Annotated in this window: 19 protein-coding genes; 8 read left to right on the top strand and 11 right to left on the bottom strand. The window is 33.6% G+C overall.

Features of this window, described 5'->3' with window-relative positions; translation table 11 throughout:
• Positions 1-84: 84 nt before the first annotated feature.
• Positions 85-1494, top strand: coding sequence for an MFS transporter (locus BSF42_RS15970; RefSeq protein ID WP_095954089.1), 1410 nt, complete (start codon positions 85-87; stop codon positions 1492-1494).
• A 151-nt stretch (positions 1495-1645) separates the two neighbouring features.
• Positions 1646-2854 (top strand): NO-inducible flavohemoprotein, encoded by a 1209-nt coding sequence (gene hmpA, locus BSF42_RS15975; RefSeq protein WP_095954090.1) that lies wholly within the window; start codon positions 1646-1648, stop codon positions 2852-2854.
• A gap of 292 nt (positions 2855-3146) precedes the next feature.
• On the opposite strand, the gene BSF42_RS15985 is transcribed toward hmpA, so the two are convergent.
• Positions 3147-4184 (bottom strand): proline iminopeptidase-family hydrolase, encoded by a 1038-nt coding sequence (locus BSF42_RS15985; RefSeq protein WP_095954092.1) that lies wholly within the window; start codon positions 4182-4184, stop codon positions 3147-3149.
• 91 nt (positions 4185-4275) lie between these two features.
• Positions 4276-5136 carry an alpha/beta fold hydrolase gene (locus tag BSF42_RS15990; protein ID WP_095954093.1) on the bottom strand — a complete coding sequence of 287 codons (861 nt, stop codon included), beginning with the start codon at positions 5134-5136 and terminating at the stop codon, positions 4276-4278.
• Between the two features lie 425 nt (positions 5137-5561).
• Between BSF42_RS15990 and BSF42_RS15995 the strand changes: the two genes are divergently transcribed.
• The 3 genes from BSF42_RS15995 to BSF42_RS16005 all read left to right on the top strand — a co-directional run bounded on the left by BSF42_RS15995 (position 5562) and on the right by BSF42_RS16005 (position 7620).
• Complete coding sequence (locus BSF42_RS15995) at positions 5562-6350, top strand: alpha/beta fold hydrolase (RefSeq protein ID WP_095954094.1); 789 nt, start codon at positions 5562-5564, stop codon at positions 6348-6350.
• Positions 6351-6368: 18 nt separating this feature from the next.
• On the top strand, positions 6369-7058 hold the full coding sequence (locus BSF42_RS16000) for a hydrolase (protein ID WP_095954095.1): 690 nt from the start codon (positions 6369-6371) through the stop codon (positions 7056-7058).
• 142 nt (positions 7059-7200) lie between these two features.
• Positions 7201-7620, top strand: coding sequence for a DoxX family protein (locus BSF42_RS16005; protein ID WP_172426706.1), 420 nt, complete (start codon positions 7201-7203; stop codon positions 7618-7620).
• Between the two features lie 81 nt (positions 7621-7701).
• On the opposite strand, the gene BSF42_RS16010 is transcribed toward BSF42_RS16005, so the two are convergent.
• Positions 7702-9654, bottom strand: a complete 1953-nt coding sequence (locus tag BSF42_RS16010) for a sigma 54-interacting response regulator (RefSeq protein WP_095954097.1) — start codon at positions 9652-9654, stop codon at positions 7702-7704.
• Between the two features lie 286 nt (positions 9655-9940).
• On the opposite strand from BSF42_RS16010, the gene BSF42_RS16015 reads away from it, so the two are divergent.
• Positions 9941-12373 (top strand): sensor histidine kinase, encoded by a 2433-nt coding sequence (locus BSF42_RS16015; protein WP_095954098.1) that lies wholly within the window; start codon positions 9941-9943, stop codon positions 12371-12373.
• Between the two features lie 226 nt (positions 12374-12599).
• Here the strand turns inward: BSF42_RS16015 and BSF42_RS16020 are convergent, their stop codons facing one another.
• The 6 genes from BSF42_RS16020 to BSF42_RS16045 all read right to left on the bottom strand — a co-directional run bounded on the left by BSF42_RS16020 (position 12600) and on the right by BSF42_RS16045 (position 17220).
• Positions 12600-13214: a pyridoxamine 5'-phosphate oxidase family protein gene (locus BSF42_RS16020; RefSeq protein WP_095954099.1), complete on the bottom strand. Its 615-nt coding sequence runs from the start codon at positions 13212-13214 to the stop codon at positions 12600-12602.
• Between the two features lie 71 nt (positions 13215-13285).
• The gene (locus tag BSF42_RS16025) at positions 13286-14044 is read right to left on the bottom strand and encodes a sulfite exporter TauE/SafE family protein (protein WP_095954100.1); all 759 of its coding nucleotides are present in this window, start codon (positions 14042-14044) and stop codon (positions 13286-13288) included.
• A complete protein-coding gene (locus BSF42_RS16030; protein ID WP_095954101.1) occupies positions 14041-14931 on the bottom strand; it encodes an alpha/beta fold hydrolase in 891 nt (296 codons plus the stop codon). Before BSF42_RS16030 ends, BSF42_RS16025 begins: the two co-directional genes overlap by 4 nt.
• 39 nt (positions 14932-14970) lie before the next feature.
• A complete protein-coding gene (locus BSF42_RS16035; RefSeq protein WP_095954102.1) occupies positions 14971-15384 on the bottom strand; it encodes a nuclear transport factor 2 family protein in 414 nt (137 codons plus the stop codon).
• A gap of 29 nt (positions 15385-15413) precedes the next feature.
• On the bottom strand, positions 15414-16280 hold the full coding sequence (locus tag BSF42_RS16040; protein WP_095954103.1) for an alpha/beta fold hydrolase: 867 nt from the start codon (positions 16278-16280) through the stop codon (positions 15414-15416).
• 142 nt (positions 16281-16422) lie between these two features.
• Complete coding sequence (locus BSF42_RS16045) at positions 16423-17220, bottom strand: AraC family transcriptional regulator (RefSeq protein WP_216360285.1); 798 nt, start codon at positions 17218-17220, stop codon at positions 16423-16425.
• A gap of 340 nt (positions 17221-17560) precedes the next feature.
• Between BSF42_RS16045 and BSF42_RS16050 the strand changes: the two genes are divergently transcribed.
• Positions 17561-18019 carry an RNA methyltransferase gene (locus BSF42_RS16050; RefSeq protein WP_095954105.1) on the top strand — a complete coding sequence of 153 codons (459 nt, stop codon included), beginning with the start codon at positions 17561-17563 and terminating at the stop codon, positions 18017-18019.
• Positions 18020-18095: 76 nt separating this feature from the next.
• On the opposite strand, the gene BSF42_RS16055 is transcribed toward BSF42_RS16050, so the two are convergent.
• Together BSF42_RS16055 and BSF42_RS16060 are read right to left on the bottom strand one after the other, a co-directional pair.
• On the bottom strand, positions 18096-18389 hold the full coding sequence (locus BSF42_RS16055; protein ID WP_141248468.1) for a hypothetical protein: 294 nt from the start codon (positions 18387-18389) through the stop codon (positions 18096-18098).
• A gap of 129 nt (positions 18390-18518) precedes the next feature.
• Complete coding sequence (locus BSF42_RS16060) at positions 18519-18770, bottom strand: hypothetical protein (protein WP_095954107.1); 252 nt, start codon at positions 18768-18770, stop codon at positions 18519-18521.
• A 352-nt stretch (positions 18771-19122) separates the two neighbouring features.
• Between BSF42_RS16060 and BSF42_RS16065 the strand changes: the two genes are divergently transcribed.
• Positions 19123-20106, top strand: a complete 984-nt coding sequence (locus tag BSF42_RS16065) for an SDR family NAD(P)-dependent oxidoreductase (RefSeq protein WP_095954108.1) — start codon at positions 19123-19125, stop codon at positions 20104-20106.
• Positions 20107-20208: the final 102 nt, after the last annotated feature.

Raw genomic sequence — 20208 nt, forward strand, 5'->3', positions numbered from 1 at the left:
ATAAATAGTAATTAGCAGAAACTAAAAGACGTTTATTATCTTTGTTAGTATCTTAAAATTTGGAATGCCATAAAAAAATATAATATGAAAGAAATTATTGGGGCGCAAACTAATGAATCTATCAAAAAAGTACTTCCTATTATCTTGGCAACTTCCATTTTTATGCAGATGCTGGATTCTACTATTCTTAATACTTCAATAACTGCTATTGCGAGGGATCTAAACGAATCACCTTTGGAAATGCAGAATGCAATTATCAGTTACGTATTAACACTGGCACTTTTTATGCCTGTAAGTGGGTTTCTGTCTGACAAATTTGGAACAAGGAAAGTCTTTATTTGTGCATTGCTGTTATTTAGTATCGGCTCTTTGCTCTGCGCCCTTTCGCAGTCTTTAACCCATTTGGTTTTTGCACGTGTGGTTCAGGGTATCGGAGGAAGTTTAATGACTCCTGTCGGCAAACTGGCGCTGATTCGAACATTTCCAAAAAGAGAATTGCTAAAGGCGATGAATTTTGCCATTATACCAGCTTTGATTGGTCCTGTTTTAGGGCCTTTAGTGGGTGGCTATATGGTAGACTATTTGTCTTGGCATTGGATTTTTCTAATCAATATCCCTTTCGGATTAATTGGTATTATTCTAAGTTTGAAATACATGCCAGATTATAAATCTCCAATAATCGATTTTGATTTAAAAGGTTTCTTGATTTTTGCGGCAGCTTCGCTCCTTTTGTCCATTTCTTTAGAATTGTTCGGTAATACTGTGCATTTGTCGCCTGTTTTACTTATTCTAATGTCTGGGTTTCTAATGCTTTACTGGTATTATCGTCATGCAATAACAGACAATAATCCTATTTTTCCTTTAAATCTTTTTCAAGTACGAACTTTTCGTGTGGGTATAATTGGCAATATAGCAACCCGACTTGGTTACAGTTCTATTCCGCTTTTGCTTCCAATGATGATTCAAATTGCTTACGGAAAGTCAGCAGTTGTTTCAGGATGGATTGTTGCACCAATGGCTCTAACGGCGATTTTTGGAAAATCGGCTGTCATTAAAATCTTAAATACTTACGGATATCGAAAAACCCTGATGGTAAATACTTTTATAATTGGAGTCGTAATCTGCGCACTTGCCATACCTAATATTCATACTTCTATCTACTGGTATATTCCTATAATCTGTATTTTAGGATTTTTTAACTCGATACAATTTACCGCGATGAATTCTATTTCTATCGCAGATTTAAGAGTGTATCATACCAGCAGCGGTAATTCTCTGGTCTCTGTAAATCAACAGCTCGCAATTGGTTTTGGAATTGCTTTAGGATTATTGGTTCTTAAAATTTTTCAAGGTGATGTAAAACTCATCCATAACGAAATTCACAATGCTTTCCGTTACACCTTTTTAGTGGTGGGTTCGCTGACAATATTGTCTGGAGTGGTTTTTAGAAGACTTCATTTTAAAGATGGAGACAATTTAAAAACTGCGGATTAACCAGTCTTTTATATTCTATTGCTTTTTATTTTTTGTGCTCTTATGATTTCAATCATAAAACGCGGCATTGGTGTCTACTTAAATTTGCAGAAGAGGAAAATTAATTCCACTAAATGCAATATTTAAAATATAAAATCCTAAATATCACACCATGAATGCACATCAAAAAGAACTCATCAAAGCTACTATTCCAATTTTAAGATCTAGTGGCGAGGACCTGACTAATTATTTCTATGCCAGAATGTTTACACATCATCCCGAATTGAGAAATATGTTTAATATGGGAAATCAGGCAAATGGAAGACAAAAATCTGCCTTGGCAAATGCGGTACTTGCGTATGCCGAAAACATTGATAATCCAGAAGTACTTATAGGGGTTCTTAAAGGAATTGGCACCAAACACAGAAGTCTTAACATTCAGCCTGATCAATACAAAATAGTTGGAACTCATCTCATCGCCTCTATAGGAGAAGTGGTGGGAGATGCAGCAACACCCGAAATTCTAGACGCATGGAGAACAGCTTTTTACCAGCTTGCACAGATAATGATTGACATCGAAAAAGGATTGTATGCTGAAAATGCAGCAAAACTAGGAAGCTGGAGCGGATGGAGAAAATTTATTATCAAAAAAATTGTCGAAGAGTCTGCTGAAATAAAATCTTTTTACCTCTATCCAGAAGATGGCAACGAAATTACTGATTTCCATTCAGGGCAGTTTGTAAGCGTTCAGGTTTTTGTTGAAGAGCTTGGACTATTACAGCCAAGACAGTACAGCCTTTCAAGCGCGTTTAACCCTGAATATTACAGAATTTCAGTTAAAAAAGAAACTGGAATTGGATCTAATCCTTCAGGTTTAGTTTCCAATACACTACACGGAAAATCAGAAGGTGATGTAATTTCACTTTCAGCTCCTGCTGGAATTTTTCATCTCGAAAAAGATTCCGAAAATCCTCTTGTATTGATAAGCGGCGGAGTCGGTTTTACTCCTATGCTGAGCATGCTGGAAACCAACCTTAATTCTCTTCAGAATAAAAAAACAGTATGGATTCACGGCTGTAGAAATGAATCGGTACATGCTTTTAAAAATCAAATCGATGCATTGAAGAACGAAGCAAAATGGCTTGAAACCTTTACATTTTATGATACTGTAGAAAGTCATCATGATACCGATAAAATAATACAAGGACGAGTAGATTTGAACAAATGCAAAGATGCTGTATTACTGTATCAGGCGAAATATTATATATGCGGTCCTGAAATGTTTATCAAAGCGCAGTACGATTCCTTAATCGGTTTGAATGTAAAGCAGGAAAATATATTCTATGAAGAATTTGGCCCGCAGCTGATAAGTCTTAATTAAAAATGACTGCCTTTTTCTCCATAGGAAAAACTTCCATAAAGTTTTGGAAAAATATAATTACAGCTTTTTTTGTCACCTTATCATTAGCCTGTATTAACTGCCAAGATAAATCTGAATTTTTATTTTTCTGGATGCGTTCATGGTTTATAGCTGCATTTATAACCAATATATTTTCATTTATTGTATTTCGCAATAAGTAATAAAAATGAAAGAAGCCTTCAAAATATGAAGGCTTCTTTATAATTTAAAATCTTTAATTGTTGGAAGCAATTACTTACTCCAAAAGCATATTTTACTTTGACGTATCTTTTAAAAATTTAATAAGACCTGTCATATAAGTCTGCTGATCATCATACATCGCCATATGACTTCCTTTCTCACAATACAAATACGTTCCGTTTTTAACTTGTGTCGCTATCCATTTCATGTGTTCCGGATCCATTGTATCATATTTTGCTCCAATAGATAATGTTGGTACTGTGATTTTTGGAAGTTCTTTTGTAACATCCCATTTTTCAAGTTTACCTGACAAGCCGAATTCGCTTGGCCCCTGCATCGTTACATACAATGACTGATTAATTTTACCAAATGATCGATTAACAGGCTCTGGCCAAAGACTTGGATCTAAACGTAAGATATGTTTTGAATAAAAATTAGGAAGAAGCAATTCCATATATTCTGGATTTTCAAAATCTTTCTTTTCTTCGATTTTCCTAATTTTGGCCAGAACTTTTGGATCCATCTGTTTTGCTAATACCTCATCTGCATATTTATCATATTCTATCGCACTCATCATCATATTTGAAATAATGAGTCCTTTAAGATTCTGCTGATACTTAAGCGCATATTGTGCCGCTAAAATTCCTCCCCAAGAGTGCCCTAATAAATAAAAATTGTCTTTGTCTAATTTTAACGCCTGACGCACCTGCTCTACTTCTTCTACAAAACGAGGCAGATCCCAAAGGGCTGTATCATCTGGATTATCAGAATTTCCCGTTCCTAATTGATCGTAGTAAATAAACTCAATTCCTTCTGCAGGCAAAAAACTTTCCATGCATTCAAAATATTCATGAGTTGCTCCTGGACCGCCGTTAAGAAGCAGTAATTTAATTTTTGGATTATTCCCAATTCTCTTCGTCCAAACATTAAACTTTCCTTTTGGCGTGCTGATTTGCACAATCTTTACACCACCTGTTTTTATTCCAGAAGTAGTATCGGTGAAATAATAACCAGCAGTTGCCGTTTCCTTTTCTAAGTTATTCTCCTTTTTGCATCCATTCAAAAACAAGGTAAGAAAGGCCAGCAAAAAAATATTTTTATAAGCAGTCATAGGCAGTATTTTAATTTATTGATGTTTGTTTTTATGTTTGTAATTTACAAAATTTCAGCTTACTTAATTTTTATAAAATATTCTACGTGTCTCAAAAATTACTTAAAAATTCTCTAATTAAATTTGAAGCTGTATCATAGTGTTCTTCCAACAGAAAATGTCCTCCTTCTAATTGATGAATTTGTGCATTGGGTAAATCTTTAGCATACGCCCATCCTCCTGCTTCTATAAACATTTTATCATTTTTTCCCCAAATAATCAGAATTTTTGGTTTATAGTTTTTAAAATAATGCTGCCATTCAGGATATAAAGCGATATTGCTTCCATAATCACGAAACAAGGAAAGTTGAATACTATCATTGCCTGGACGATCCAAATAAAATTGATCTATGGAATAACTGTCAGGACTTATTTTTTCAGGTTCTAATGCTCCATCCAGATAAGTCCATTTCGTTGCTTCAAACTCCAAAAACATTCTTGCTCCTTTTTCTGTTTCGACACTGTTGGTTTCTATATAAGCGGCTAAAGGTCCAAGTGCTTCGCCAAGTCCTTCTAAATAAGCATTAGCATTTTGTACAATAAAAGACTGCACTAACTCCGGCCTGCGTAAAGCAATTCGAAATCCAATTGGACCTCCATAATCCTGAACATAAAAATTAATGTTTTTAAGCTGGAGTTTCTCTATAAAAGATTCAATTACAAGAGACAAATTGTGAAATGTATATTGAAATTCTTTGATATCAGGCGCACTGCTCTGTCCAAAACCAGGATAATCAGGTGCGATAAGATAAAAAGAATCTGAAAGCTGTTCTATTAGATTCCTAAACATATGCGATGAAGAAGGAAAACCATGCAGTAATAACAATACTGGTTTTTCTGCACTTCCCGCCTCACGATAAAAAATATCGAGACCGTTAATATTTACGGTTTTGTAATAAACTTGATTTTTCATATTATTTAAATTTAGCAGTATCTGAGTAATACTGTTTCTTTGACTACAACCACATTAAGTAAAAAACCTAAGCTCCAAATTTCTGTTTAAAATAGTGAGATTGGTTTATTAAAATGTTTCAAATTTCAGATTTATAAAAATATATTCGTTAGACATATTTTCCCGAATAAGTAGCAATTTTTCCTTTCTAAAAAGATTTTTAAAATTTGAATTTAAAAACATATAAAACTACAAATCTGGGTTTTACGGTATATCGGCGAATTAATTAGTAAGTCTTTTTATTTCGTGAAATAAAACTCTACTCAAAAACAACAAATCATTGATTTACAATACATTAAACTACAAGGCTTGGTAATTGGCTTCTATTTTATGAGTTAACAAAATGCTGTTAACATAGCTGAAAAATAATCCAAAACTAAAAATCCATGAAAAATGTATTACAATTAAAAAAGAACAGAGGAATAGTATTTAAGATAATGCTGGCCTTATTAATTACACTGTCAGCAAACACCTTATTTGCTCAAAAACAGGTTAAGAATATCGTATTGGTACACGGAGCATTTGCTGATGGCTCCGGCTGGGAAGAAGTTTATAAAATTTTAAAAAAGAAAGGCTTTAATGTAAGTGTTGCGGCAAATCCGAATATTTCATTTTCTGAAGATGTAGCAGCCGCAAAACGAAGTATGGATCGCTTAGACGGACAGATTATATTAGTAGGTCATTCGTATGGAGGAGCCATTATTACAGAAGCAGGAAACTCCGATAAAGTAGCTGGTCTGGTTTATATCGCAGCTTTTGCACCTGATGCAGGAGAAACATTATTACAATTGGTACAATCTGGTCCTCCCACACCAAATTCCGGAATTGAAACGCCGTCAGCAGATGGTTTTATCTGGTATGGAAAAGCAAAATTCCACTCTGGATTTTGTGCTGATTTAAGCAAAGAAAAAGCCGACTTTATGTACGATTCCCAGGTTCCAATTGCCGCTTCTGCATTTGGAGCTACAGTAAGTAAGGCCGCCTGGAAAACCAAACCTTCATGGTATGTCGTGGCAACAGATGATCAGACCGTGCCAATTGAAGGCGCTCGCTTCATGGCAAAAAGAGCCAATGCTAAAATAACCGAAATAAAAGCCAGTCATGCCGTATATGTGTCTCAAGCAAAAGCCGTAGCTGACGTAATAGTTCGTGCCGCTAATGAAAGTTTAAAATAATATAAAACCTTAAATATCATGAAAAGAAATCTCTTAACATTAGTTTTATTAATAAGTTCAATGGCTTTATTCGCTCAAAAAGCAAGTCCTAGTTTATTAAATCCCACAAACCACACCCTAATAATGATTGATTATCAAAGCCAGATGGCATTTGCTACCAAAAACATTGATCCTGAATTATTACGAAACAATGCTGCTTTAGTGGCGGGAACATCAAAAATATTTAATATTCCTACCGTTGTTACTACCGTTGCGGAAACCACTTTCAGTGGACCCGTTTTTCCAGAAATACAAGAGTTTTATCCTAAAGCATCATCAAGTTATATCGATCGTACTACCATGAATTGCTGGGAAGATACGAATGCCCAAAAAGCAGTGGCTGGTAAAGGCAAAAAAACATTGGTTATGGGAGGTTTATGGACTAGTATCTGTATCGTTGGGCCAGTTTTGTCTGCCATTAACGAAGGTTATACCGTTTATGTTATCACAGATGCGAGTGGTGATGTTTCTAAAGAAGCTCATGAAATGGCTGTAACACGTATGGTACAGGCAGGCGCCCGTCCTATTACTTCATTACAATATATTTTGGAATTACAGCGCGACTGGGCAAGAAGCGAAACGTATAAACCCGTAACCGATTTAATTGTTAAATATGGCGGTGCATATGGAATCGGAATTCAGTATGCGCGTACTGTAATTAAGCATTAACAAAAGTTATCAAAACCAGAGACAGATTGTCTCTGGTTTTAATTTATTATGAAGACATTTTGCCTACAAAATTTGCATGAGCAATTTTTATTGTAGACTATATAACAAATATCAATATCGCGGATATCAAAAAAAAATAACAATGAAAAAAAACTTTTTCTCTTTTATGTGCAAGAACGGTGGTTTGAGTCACATTGCTTTACTTTTCTTTAGAATAGCCGTCTCCTTTGAGTTGCTCATAGCACACGGTTTAAAAAAAATTGGAATCGGAGTCGTAATTGCAGAAACCGTACCTAATCCGCTGGGACTTCCAGAATTCGTTAATCAGGCTTTTGCTATAGTGGCCAATATAATTATGCCGTTGTTTATTGCAATGGGATTGTTTACCAAAATAGCCACACTGCCCATTTTAGCCATAACTTTAACAGGCTATTTTGTTGTACATTTTAATGATCCAATAGCCGTAAAAGATGTTCCGTTTATGTACAGCGTCTGCTTTTTGTTTTTAACAATAGTTGGTCCTGGAAAATATTCACTCGATTATTATTTTTTAAACAAATGAATTGCACGCATTATAAAATAATGTAATTCCGGTTTACTGTTTGTATTGCTATTCTGAACTACGAAAAATAATTTCAAATCCTTAGCTATTTAAGCTGTTTACACCCAATTTTTTCATTTTAGAATATAAAGTAGAAGCCGGAATATTTAAAATTTCTGCAGCACCGCCTTTTCCCGAAATTTTCCCCTTACATCTTTTTAAAATATAAGTGATATAGTCGCGTTCATTTTCATGAATGGTCTGCACTAAAAACTCCTGTTCTTTTTCTTCTCCTGCGTTTTTAGACAAACCTGCCAGCGGCACTTCTTTTATCACAGCATCTGGATTAAGTAAAATAGCTCTTTGTACAATATGTTCCAATTCTCTTATGTTTCCTGGCCAGTCATATTTAATCATCTGCTGTATTGCGTTATCTGTAATTTGTGGAGTATTGATTCCGTTTGATTTACTAAACGTACTCATAAAGTGAGATACCAATGCCGGAATATCATCTCTTCTTTCTCGAAGTGCTGGAACAGTTATCGGGAAAACATGAAGTCTGTAATACAAATCCAATCTAAAACGTCCTGCGGCTATTTCTTGTTCTAAGTTTCGATTGGTAGCTGCAATAATACGAACGTTAACTTTTATGGGCGAATTACCTCCTATTCTTTCTATTTCTTTTTCCTGAAGAACACGCAATAATTTAATCTGCATGAGCATCGGCATTTCGCCAATTTCATCTAGAAAAACCGTACCGCCGTCTGCAGCTTCGAATTTTCCTATTCGTCTTTCAAGCGCTCCTGTAAAAGCGCCTTTTTCATGGCCGAAAAATAGTGATTCAGCCAGATTATCCGGAACGGCTCCGCAGTTTATAACAACTAGTGGTTTATTTTTCCTTGGTGATAATTGATGAATACTCTGTGCTACTTTTTCTTTACCAGTACCGCTTTCACCCAAAATTAAAACAGAAGTTTCAGAACGTGCTACCTTCTGAATATGATCAAAAACAGTAAGCATTTTTTCACTGCTTCCTATCATAGAAAAAAATTCTTCGGATTTATCCTGAACTTTAACCGGCGCTTTTTTCTTGACAATAGTATTTGGTATTTCTCTTTTGGAGGTATTCATAGTCGTAACAAATTTCGCCAATGTAGTTTCCAGCTTGGTTAAAAGCGACAAATGCTCATTAGTATAACTATCAGAATTTCTGCTGAAAAAGAAAAAATTAAAAACACCTGCATTTTCAATTCGTACCGGAACAGCTAAAAATGATTTAAGCCCAAAAGATTGTACAATCATTCTTTTAATAGGCGAATTTTGAAATATTTCAGCGAAAGCTTCTCTCTCATAAACCTTGGGGAATTCCAATTTAGGAGAACTTTCTTTTAAGTCAAATAATTCCTGCTTGCTTTTTCCTGTTATTTTAGAAAATTTATCGATATCAATAATTTCATAACTATCAAAGTTCTTTCGAAGCAATCCAATCGGATTAGGATCATCCTTTACAAAACTTGAGCGGATATAATCAAATGGTATATAAGTCTGCAGTATTTGACACAACTCTAATAAGGCATTTTCCCATTTCAAAGATGAATTCGTAATTGCTTCAATACTTTCTTTTATTGTATTTTCCTGCTGTGCCTGCGATTCAATAGAATGTTTATGACGATAGCTCGCTATTTCTAAAGTAATCAAAACATCTTTAGGTCTAAAAGGTTTCACTATAAAACCATAAGGATGAGTTTTCTTGGCTTCCTCGAGTATTGACTTATTTGAATTAGCAGATAAATAGATAAATCCAATATGATTTTTATTCAATTCTTTAGCCAGATCAATTCCTGTTTCTTTCCCTCTTAAACGAATATCTAAGAATACTAAATCTGGTTTTTCCTGCGCTATAGATTCTAAGGCCTGTGACACCGATTTTGCAACTCCGATTACTTCATAATCTGCTTTTTGAAGAATAAACCGTAAATCGTTTGCCTCAATAAACTGATCTTCAACAATGAGTATTTTCATCTTATCGTCTGCAGTGTTTTTTTGAAATTCCATGCTATATATTTTTAAGGGGAACAGAGGCTATTTCCGTTATTAAATTACGGATTAAAGTTAATAAGCATTTTATTAATAAAAGAAAAAATCAGCTAAAAAATTCAATATTTTTTTGCAGTATAAATTTTGACTATAACCTTAAAAAGTGTTTTGATTATCAATAATTTACAAAAATTTATCGCTCATTTGTAAATTATATTCAAACTTGAAAATATTATTTTGATACCGTATAATTAAGTTCTATTTTAACAGTTTTTTTCCGAAAACAAAATCATCTTTTTCAAGTATGAAGGCAATCTATTTTTTAAGCTTTTTTATGGTTATTTCACTGCAAAGCTATAGTCAGAATCATGACAATTATAACACTAAAAAAAAGCGGTTATTAATTAAGTCCACGGCAATGTATGTGTCTTCTGTTAGTCAAGGAACTATAGATATTGACAGCGCTCAGGTTTTGGCTTGTATGGCGAATAAAGTTCCTATTTCCTTTTCGTTTGATGAAGGTTATAATGATGGAAATCGCTTTCGCGGAAGCGAAATGGTCGATCAAAACAATATCAGCGGTGCTTTAAAAATACTGCCTGCTTTAGAAAAAGAAGAACGATTAAAGTTATTACTGCAGTTAGGAAGTCATTATTTGTTTAAAACTGGCGAAAAAAAAGAAGATCTTCAAAAATCCTTATTTTATATCAAGCAAGCTGTTGAGGAAAGTAATTCACTTGGCATTTTAAAATGGAAACATCAAAGCAGTATACTTTTAGGAAAATATTACGCACAAGCAGGTAATCCCGCTGCAAGCAAAAAGATATTTTCTAAGGTAGTCAGCGAAAGCAGAAAATTAAATAACCGTAAATCTTTAGCCGATGCTCTGAATAATGAAGGATCTAATCTTCCTATAGATGATCCCGATAAAGAAAAAACATTAACGGAAGCCCTATCAATTTATAAATCTCTAAACGAAAGAGAATTAGAAATTGAAATACGCATGAAAATCTTAACCATCCATTTTTGGGCTGCGAATATTGATCTTGCGGAGAAAGAATTATTAGAGGTTTATGAAATTCAAAAAAATATCGGATTCAAGCATACGCATTATACTACTGCTCCTCTTGGTTTTATATACATGCTGCAAAACAACCTGAAAAAAGAACTTTTTTATGCAATAGAAAATGTAAAAACTATGGAAAGCACCAACGACCTTCTTTGTGCTGATAATTTTTACCTGCATTTAGGAAGCGCCTATTTTTCGATGGGACATATTGATGAAGCCGTTAATTTATACAAGAAAAGTTTTGCCACGCGTACACAAAGTGTCACTAGCGGCAATTGGTCAAAAAGCTTGTATTTGATTATTGAAACGCTTTCTTTGGAAAAAAGATATAAGGAGGTTCTTGAATATATCAAACTGACAGAACTTTATCCGCCTAAAAATAATGTAGATGTTTTTTTTCTGGCCTTTTCTAAAGCAGTTTCATACGACGCAATGGGAAATAATGCTGCAGCAGAAAAATTTTACATTGAAATGGACAAAAAAGCCGAAAAGATAATTTCGCCCAAAACGGCTCTTGTTTTATTACTTGCTTATTCTAAAATGTCATTGTTTTATGCCAAAAAAGGAAACGCGGTTAAAGCACAAATATACGCGGATAAAGTTGCCGAGATAAGCAGAAAAACAAATCAAGTTAAAAAGTTTCAGGATTTGGAACTTGCATTATTTAAAATAGATTCCATCAACGGAAAATATGTTTCTTCGATAAACCATTACCAAAATTTTACCAAGATAAATGACTCTCTTTATGATATCTCTAAAAACAAAAAAATTGAAGAACTTAAAATTGAGTATGAAACTTTAAAAAAAGAAGAGAATATTAAAAAATTAGAAGTTCAAAGTAAACTGCAGCAGACTAAATTAGATAAGTCCAAACTTTTGATCAATTTTTCTGTTGGGATAATTTTACTTCTTTTTGTAATTATCGGATTATTTTACAATCATTACTTATTGAAGCAGAAAAACAATAAAAAATTAGAGCTCAAAGAAAAAGAAATCAGTCTTAAGAATAAAAGCCTTCAAAATTTACTGCTGGAAAAAGAATGGCTGATCAAGGAAATTCATCACAGGGTAAAAAATAACCTTCAAACGGTGATGAGTTTATTAAATTCTCAAACTGAATTTATAGAAGATGATCTTGCGCTTTCTACCATCAAAAGCAGTCAGCACAGAATTCACGCGATGTCATTAATTCACCAAAAGCTTTATATGTCTGAAAATATTGCTTCGATAAATATGCCTATTTATATTAATGAATTAATAGAATATTTAAAAGATTCTTTTAATCTAAATCAACGTATTCGATTTGCAATTGAAATTGAAGAACTGGAACTAGAAGTAACACAGGCCATTCCCGTAGGATTAATTATAAATGAAGCGGTGACAAATGCCATAAAATATGCTTTTCCTGATAATCGCGACGGACTTATTTCTTTGTCCTTACATTCAACAGACGAGAATCAATATGTATTGATAATTCAGGACAATGGAATAGGAATTCTAATTGATGACACGAAGGTCAAAACTTCATTTGGAATGAGTCTTATAAAAGGTTTAAGCGAAGATTTAGATGCTGCTTTTTCTGTAGAAAATCGTAATGGCACTTTAATACAATTATCTTTTGAGAAAAATATATTAGACATTGAAGAAATAATTTATGAGGAGCAATAATGAAAATTCATCTTGAAGTTTATTAGTTTTTTCTTTTAATTCATTTGAATTGCCTCCAGAACTGGAGAATAAAATTGTTTATAGAAGTAAGGGCTTTAGCTAATTTAGTTGATTTTGGCTAAAGCCCTTATATAATCTTAAAATCTACATCCAGCTAAAGCTGGACGCTATTTATTTTAACTGAAGTTATTTAGCTAACAACGTTTTCAATCCAAAAATCTAAATTTTATTTTTTAGAAAGAAGCGCTTCTAAATCTTTAATCTGCTGTTCTAGATCGGCGATATGTTTTTTCTGAAGATCAAACACTTCTTTAATTTCTGCAATCGTATATCTTGGTGTAATATGCTGCGGACAGTTCCAGTCATAAGCTTTGATTTTAAAAATCATCATTTGTTCTGGTTTAAACTTATACTCTTCAGGTTTCAGCTTTTCATATAAGTCAGCGTTGCCTTCGACCGTTAAGATTTCGGCTTCAGCATAAATTTTTAAACGCGCCCTCTGCGGATAAGAAACCATAATAATGGCTACCCTCGGATTTTTTGAGATATTGCCTACAGAAATATACTGGCGATTTCCAACAAAATCGACAATTCCAATTATATTTGCATCAATAATTTTTACAAAACCCTGCGGTCCGCCTCGGTGTTGTATGTACGGATATTCATTTTCACCATAAGAAGCCATATAAAAACTGTCCTGACTTTCGATAAATGCCATTTCCTGATCGGTTAATCCGTCTGTGTAAGACATTTTTTCCATTCGGGCATAGCTTGTGCGGCTTCCTTTTTTTTCCTGAATCTCTTTTATGGCATCGCTGAAAGCTAATTCTTGATAATTCATAACCAATTTTTAAAAAATTTTAAAATCGTTTTTCCTGTTTTTCCAAAACCATTTGTTACAACTCTTGTATTTTATATTAAAAAATACAGCGTTACTGTTGCTCCAATAAGAACTGCGTTTCTTTTTATCATTAGAATATTCACTTTTTCTTTCAATGCATTTCCTAAAAAACCTCCCAAAATAGAACCAAGCATCATTATGAGAGCAAAAGGCCAGAAAATCAAATCGGCATAAATAAAAATGAGTATGGCAATTCCGTTATTTGAGGCAGCTAAAATTAGGCAAATTTTTTCTAAAGTTTCGTTATTTTTAATTCCGTAAAAACGGTATAAGATAAAAATAATCATTCCCATTCCCGCACCAAAATAGCCTCCATAAATGCCTAAAATAAAGAGTATTATTAGTTTAGAGTGAGAGTATGTAAATGCTTTTCTTTCTTTAAACTTTGTATTACAATAATCCAATATCCTATTATAGAAAGTAAAAAGGATCCAGGAACATAATAAGAGATAAGGTGCAATGCTTTCAAACACTTTATGCGAAAATGTTATGAGAAAAAAAGCACCAGCAATACCGCCCATCATACAGGAAAACACCATGAAAAAGAGATCTCTATTAGAGATTTCTGTCATTTTATTTATTGGTTTTGATGACGCCAAAAAACCTGATAACAGAATTATGGTTGTAGTTGCTGTGCCGGTTACTGGCTGAATGCCTCTAAAAATTAAACTTGGGAAAATGATAAACCAGCCTCCGCCAATAGTCACATTGGCCGCCCCGCCAATAAGGGCAATTATAAAGAGAAAGAAAATTTCAGAATAGGTATTCATAATAATTTAAAATTTAAATACCAGAAGGCTATAATTTCTTCTGCTATATCGTCTCCAAATTCTTCAAGTGCAAAATGACCAGTCGGATAAAATAAAAGCTTTGAGTCTGGAAGATCTCTTTGAAGCAATTCTGCGCCTTCTTTTTTAAAAACTTCATCATTTTCTCCCCAGACAATCAATGTGACCGGCTGAAGTTCTTTTAAAAAATCCTGCCAAACCGAATAAAGAGCGACATTAGTTTTGTAATCACTCTTTAATTCCATTTGAATGGCCTTTACTCCTTCGCGATCCATTAAAAACTGATCTAAAAAATACGTTTCTGGAGAAATATTAGCAATATCCTGTACTCCGTTGAGGTATTCCCACTTTGTATAATCGAATTCGAAAAACCGCTTTAGTTTGATGAAACTTTCAAAATTAATCTCGCTGTAAAGGCCGCTGATTTCTTTTAAAACATCGCCCACGCCTTCATTGTAAATATTTCCATTCTGAAAAATAAGCATCTCAATCATTTCCGGACGTTTTATTAGAACACGCATTAAAATAGGAGCGCCATAATCAAAGAGATAAAAACTGGCTTTGACTATTTCTAACTCTTCCAGAAAGTGATTTACAATATTCGAATAGTTTTCGAAACTATATTTAAAAGTTTCAGGATTTGGAATATCACTAAAACCAAACGCAGGAAGATCGGGAGCGATTATATGAAAATGTCTGGACAACTTTGGAATAATAGTTCGAAACATATGCGAAGAAGAAGGAAATCCATGAAGTAAAATCAAAACAGGATTTCCAATTTCTCCAGCTTCACGATAGGCAATTTTTATCGAGTCGATGCTGATCATTTTATGAATCACTTTCTCTGATTGTAAACTGCTTAAATTCATAATGCTTATTATCTTACGTTTGAGTTATTTTTTTTGAAATCATTTAAATTCCCTTTCTTTCTCTTCGATTTCTAAATCGTTTATACTGGCAAATCGTCTCGCCATTAAACCATTTTCGTCAAATTCCCAGTTTTCATTGCCGTAAGCCCTGAACCACTTTCCCTGCTTATTTTGATATTCGTATATAAAGCGAACTGCAATTCTATTGTCAGTATGTGCCCAATATTCTTTTTTGAGTTTATAGTTCAGTTCCCTCTGCCATTTTCCAGTCAAAAAAGAGACAATTTGATCCCGTCCGTTAATGAATTCTGATCTGTTGCGCCACTCACTATCGAGAGTATAAGCTTTAGAAACCCGTTCTGGATCTTTACTGTTCCAAGCGTCTTCTGCCAATTGTATTTTTTCCAGTGCGGTTTCTAAAGTAAAGGGCGGTAATGGATATTTTTTTTCCATTTTATCTGTTTTTAATTCAAAGACATGATTTATTTCGATACTTTTCGATCTAAGAAATCTTCGATTAATTCTCCTATTTCAACTCCAAAACTTTCTAAAGCAAAATGTCCCGTATCAAAAAGATGAAATTCTAAGTTTTTCAAATCTTTTTTAAAGGCTTCTGCACCAACGCCGGGAAAAATATAATCGTCTTTTCCGTATACGATAAGAGTTTCTGGCTGATACTTTCTAAAATACTCCTGAAATTGCGGATATAATGTTACGTTAGTCTGATAATCATAAAACATCGCTAACTGAATTTCATTATTTTCTGGTCGTTCCAAATGTCTCAAATCTATTTCCCAATTGTCTGGAGAAATTAAAGACTCGTCTGGAACATTATGTGTATACTGCCATTTTAAACCGTCAAGGCTGTGAAATCCGCTTAGAGTAGTTTCTGCTTCTTTGTTGTTGATGTCTTTCCAATATACTTTAAACGGATCCCAAAAAGCCTCTAAACCCTCTTCGTAAGCGCAGCCGTTCTGGATAATCAAACTGTCTACTTTTTCAGGATTTTCAAGGGCAATTCTAAAACCAATCGGCGCTCCGTAATCCATTAAATACAAACTGTATTTTTGAATATCTAATTCTTTTAAAAGCGAAGTCATTATCGAAGCTATATTCTCAAATGTATATTTAAATTCCGCTATTGGCGGCTGTTCACTTCTTCCATAACCAGGATAATCCGGTGCAATTAAATGGTATTTGTCTGATAAGTCAGTTATCAAATTTCTAAACATGTGCGATGAAGTTGGATAACCGTGTAATAATAGCAAAGTTGGATTCTCTTTGTTTCCTGCTTCTCTGTAAAAAATGTCAACTCCGTTGATTTTTTTGGTGTGATAAGTTGTTTTCATAAGGTTAATTTTGATGATTAATCTAAAAGTGTAAATGTTACATTACAAAGATGCAGTACCTGAAACACAATATATTAGACACATTTTCCCGATGAGTTAACTATTTTTCCTTTACAAACCCGAACTTCAAAAATTGCAAATTTTAGCTTGATGTCAACCTGCCTCTCTCCCTGTATTGTATTGGAGACAAACCTTCCTTATTTTTAAAGAACCTGCTAAATGTCTGTATGTCTTCATAACCAAGATCATACGCGATTTCTTTTATCGATTTTGTAGTGTGGTAAATCTGCTTTCGCGCATGCACCATAATTCTTTCGTGAATAATATCGATAGGCGTTCTATCTGATAATGAAGAAAACAAATTGGATAATGTTTTGGGAGATTTATTTAGCTTTGAAGCATAAAAGGCAACGTCGTGATGTTTTACAAAGTAATTTTCGACCAGAAATCTAAATTCTCTTAAAATATCTGCTTCACGTTCTGAAGATGTGGTGTTGTTTTCTTTTTTTAACTTCCTGGCGCAAAGAATAATAATCTGTTTTAAGATCGATTGCAGCATATCGTACTGCATATTATCTTTCGATTTCATTTCATTGCAAAAAATATCCCAAGAGTTTTCAAAAACATGAAGTTCATTTTCTGCAATAGACAATATAGGAACGCTGGTTATATTAAAAAATAAGGTTCCTTTAAGACTATTTTCTACTTCATCTCCCATATTATAAATAAAGGGAAGATTAAACTTTATTAATCTAGCCGATTCAAAACCAATATTTTCAATACTATGATGATTGGTCAAAATAATGATATCGTTCTTACAGACCGTATAAACTATTTGGTTGACAACAATATTCATGGTGCATCCTCTATTCCATACAAAAGTCATATCTGTTGAAATGGTGTCAAAAGGAACAGCGTTAGTTACCTTGTTAATTTCCATAACTTTAAGTAATTCAAGAGTATTGTTTTCAAAAACCATAATTACGAGCTTTAGTATGTTTTGTCTATCAAATGGCTTTACTATAAAAAATTACCTTCATAACTAAAAGCAATTTATCCCAAACCATTTCATTTTAAAAAGCCAAAACATATACCAAAAAAGGAACAGGCATGATTAACAGCACATTGGTCTGGAATAACAAAAATTAACTCTCGAAATAAGAGAAATGAAATTGAAGCTGTCGAAATATCGAGACTATATTTTAAAGAATTCCAGTTGAATTTGGATTGTACCGCAATAAAAATTGACTTATGTATTTTGAGTTTGTACTTTTGCCCTTATGAATGATAACTTTGTAAACGAATATTTTGGCATAGGAATACAAAATGGTAAAACACCAGAAAACTTAGGTGTTTTGTGGCGGTCTGCTCAAAACTTAGGCGCTACATTTATATTTACCATTGGTAACCGATATGCAAAACAAGCCTGCGACACTCATGATGCTGTAAAAGCTATTCCTTACTTTCATTATGAAACTTTTGAAGCTTTTTTTGAAAACCTGCCTAAAGGTGCGCGATTAGTCGGAGTAGAATTATCTGAAAGCGCAGCTGATTTAGAAACATTTGAACACCCAAGACGCTGCGTTTATATATTGGGTGCTGAAGATCATGGTTTGTCCAAAAAAGTAATGGACAAATGCCATCATTTAGTAAAATTTAAATCTGTAAAAAGTTTAAATGTAGCCGTGGCGGGAACTATCATAATGTACGACCGAAATCTGGCTAAACCGCGTTCTTAAAAATGCTTTTATCTTCACATAAAAAAACTCTCAATTATGTTGAGAGTTTTTTGTTTTTATAAAAGAAGAGCATTTTTTAAATAGAGTCTGTTTTTACATTCTGATTTCCTTTCTGTTTGGAACCTTCTGTACCAGAGCCTGTCGATCCTTCTCCAGTTGCTCCTGTAGTTCCGTTTTTTCCATTTTCATCAGATTTTAAAGTTGCAGATGAATCTACCGCCGGAGCAATCGTATCTACAGACATGTCCATTGTGTCAGATTTCATCTCATTAGAATTTACATTGTTAGCATCTCCATTCTTTTTACATGAAAATGCGAATACTGTTATTAAAAATAGTATTACGATTTTAGTTTTAAAAAGTGTTTTCATTGTTGTTTTATTTAGGATTATTAATTTTTGGAGCCCAAAATAAAATTTATTTCGCGCCTGATTCAACATATAAAAAAAGCCTATTAAATAGGCTTTTTAATGTTCAATTCTAATCACAGTCCATTCAATTTAAGGATTTTTAGGGGTTGTTTTAGAACCCGAAATAGTATCCTTACGATTTGTAGTTGTGGCAGGAGCTGTACTTTTTGATTTTTTTCCAGCTTTATTTGTATGCTGGCTTTTCAATGTATCCGTTTTCTGCGTTCTGCTTTTCTGCATCGTAGAATCTGCTGTGGTTTTTGTTTTTGTTGTCGGCGTCTGCTGTGCGCTTGCTGCTCCAGCAAAAATTAATAGTGCACAGCTTAAAATTAAATTTCTCATAATATTGATTTTTAATACGTTAATAATGAACAACAGAAATTACTATCTATTGATTGAAACAAATATTAGAAACAAAATGAACATTTTTTTACATATTTATAAAAACAACCTTACATCATTACCACAATAACAATTTGATTTTCAACAAATTAAAAGCATCAAATAAATTTCGTACCGATTATCTGCTGAAAAAAACACTTAAAAGAAAAACTTATTGAAAAGCTTGGTTCAAGTTTCTATTTTAATACGCTGTAAATTAAAGTTTTCTTAAACCTCACTTCCTGAGCAATTATTTTTAGTACCTTATATACAGATTATTAGATATTATTATTCGCTACTTAAAATACTAAACATGGAAGATATAAAAACAGACGAAAACAGCCTTAAAGGAAAAATTGTAGTCATTACAGGTGCAAGCAGCGGTGTAGGCCGTGCTGCAGTCGAGGCTTTTGCAAATCAGGGATGTAATATAGTGGCAGTTGCCAGAGGTCAAGAAGGTATAGATGAGGTGGTCGACTATTGTCGTCGGTTAAATGTTTTGGCTGTTGGCGTATCTGCAGATATGTCAATCGCTGAAGATGTGGAAAGAGTAACCAAAGAAGCCTTGTCTATAGGCGGAAAAATTGATATTTGGGTTAATAATGCCGGAGTCATGGCGAGTGGAAAATTTGAAGAAATTCCTTTAGAAATTCACCATCAGGTTATTAAAACCAATTTATTTGGGTATATGCACGGTGCTTACAATGCCATCAAAGTTTTTAAAGACCAAAACGAAGGAATTTTAATCAATAATATCTCTATTGGCGGCTCTATGCCTGCGCCTTACAGTGCTGTATATTCTGCTTCAAAATTCGGAATAAGGGGAATGATGGAATGTCTTCAGGGTGAAATATCCAGTCGTAAACATATTCATATTTGTAATGTCTATCCGCAATTACAAAATTCAACAGGAAATCTGCATTCAGCGAAATACTCTGGCTTCGATATGAAAATTCCTTTTATTGCATCTGATCCGCGTGATACCGCCGCTAAAATGGTTGAATTGGCTAAACATCCCAAAAAAGATTCGTTTCCAGATTTCCGTTCCGGAGCCATCACAAACATGTACCGATTATTTCCAAAGACCATAAGTAATACCACATCTGCAGCTGTTCGTCTAAAAATGAAACTTAATAATGATAAACAGGATAATCCAGGAAATGTTTTGCAGCAATCTAAAGAACCATTACGTGTCTATGGAAATCCACCAACAAAAACGTCAAAAAACTTAAGCTTGGCATTATTTGCAGGATTAGGTTTCGGAGTCGCTTTAATGTTGATGGGAAAGAAATCATAAATATTGTTTGTTGAAGCTTAAGATAACAACCTAAAAGTATGGCAATTATAGAATTATTATCTTTAATAATACAAATTCAAAACTTAAAAACTAATTACATTT

This window comes from Flavobacterium sp. ACN6, assembly GCF_002304005.1.
In the GTDB taxonomy this organism is placed as follows: Bacteria; Bacteroidota; Bacteroidia; order Flavobacteriales; family Flavobacteriaceae; genus Flavobacterium.

Excerpts from the sequence above, each read along its gene's own strand:
- BSF42_RS16005 (WP_172426706.1), top strand. The coding sequence starts at position 7,201 with ATGAAAAAAAACTTTTTCTCTTTTATGTGCAAGAACGGTGGTTTGAGT.
- BSF42_RS15995 (WP_095954094.1), top strand. The coding sequence starts at position 5,562 with ATGAAAAATGTATTACAATTAAAAAAGAACAGAGGAATAGTATTTAAG.
- BSF42_RS16035 (WP_095954102.1), bottom strand. The coding sequence starts at position 15,384 with ATGGAAAAAAAATATCCATTACCGCCCTTTACTTTAGAAACCGCACTG.
- BSF42_RS16025 (WP_095954100.1), bottom strand. The coding sequence starts at position 14,044 with ATGAATACCTATTCTGAAATTTTCTTTCTCTTTATAATTGCCCTTATT.
- BSF42_RS16030 (WP_095954101.1), bottom strand. The coding sequence starts at position 14,931 with ATGAATTTAAGCAGTTTACAATCAGAGAAAGTGATTCATAAAATGATC.
- BSF42_RS16045 (WP_216360285.1), bottom strand. The coding sequence starts at position 17,220 with ATGGAAATTAACAAGGTAACTAACGCTGTTCCTTTTGACACCATTTCA.
- BSF42_RS16055 (WP_141248468.1), bottom strand. The coding sequence starts at position 18,389 with ATGAAAACACTTTTTAAAACTAAAATCGTAATACTATTTTTAATAACA.
- BSF42_RS16015 (WP_095954098.1), top strand. The coding sequence starts at position 9,941 with ATGAAGGCAATCTATTTTTTAAGCTTTTTTATGGTTATTTCACTGCAA.
- BSF42_RS16000 (WP_095954095.1), top strand. The coding sequence starts at position 6,369 with ATGAAAAGAAATCTCTTAACATTAGTTTTATTAATAAGTTCAATGGCT.
- BSF42_RS15970 (WP_095954089.1), top strand. The coding sequence starts at position 85 with ATGAAAGAAATTATTGGGGCGCAAACTAATGAATCTATCAAAAAAGTA.
- BSF42_RS16020 (WP_095954099.1), bottom strand. The coding sequence starts at position 13,214 with ATGAATTATCAAGAATTAGCTTTCAGCGATGCCATAAAAGAGATTCAG.
- BSF42_RS16060 (WP_095954107.1), bottom strand. The coding sequence starts at position 18,770 with ATGAGAAATTTAATTTTAAGCTGTGCACTATTAATTTTTGCTGGAGCA.
- BSF42_RS16050 (WP_095954105.1), top strand. The coding sequence starts at position 17,561 with ATGAATGATAACTTTGTAAACGAATATTTTGGCATAGGAATACAAAAT.
- BSF42_RS15990 (WP_095954093.1), bottom strand. The coding sequence starts at position 5,136 with ATGAAAAATCAAGTTTATTACAAAACCGTAAATATTAACGGTCTCGAT.
- BSF42_RS16040 (WP_095954103.1), bottom strand. The coding sequence starts at position 16,280 with ATGAAAACAACTTATCACACCAAAAAAATCAACGGAGTTGACATTTTT.
- BSF42_RS15985 (WP_095954092.1), bottom strand. The coding sequence starts at position 4,184 with ATGACTGCTTATAAAAATATTTTTTTGCTGGCCTTTCTTACCTTGTTT.
- BSF42_RS16010 (WP_095954097.1), bottom strand. The coding sequence starts at position 9,654 with ATGGAATTTCAAAAAAACACTGCAGACGATAAGATGAAAATACTCATT.
- hmpA (WP_095954090.1), top strand. The coding sequence starts at position 1,646 with ATGAATGCACATCAAAAAGAACTCATCAAAGCTACTATTCCAATTTTA.
- BSF42_RS16065 (WP_095954108.1), top strand. The coding sequence starts at position 19,123 with ATGGAAGATATAAAAACAGACGAAAACAGCCTTAAAGGAAAAATTGTA.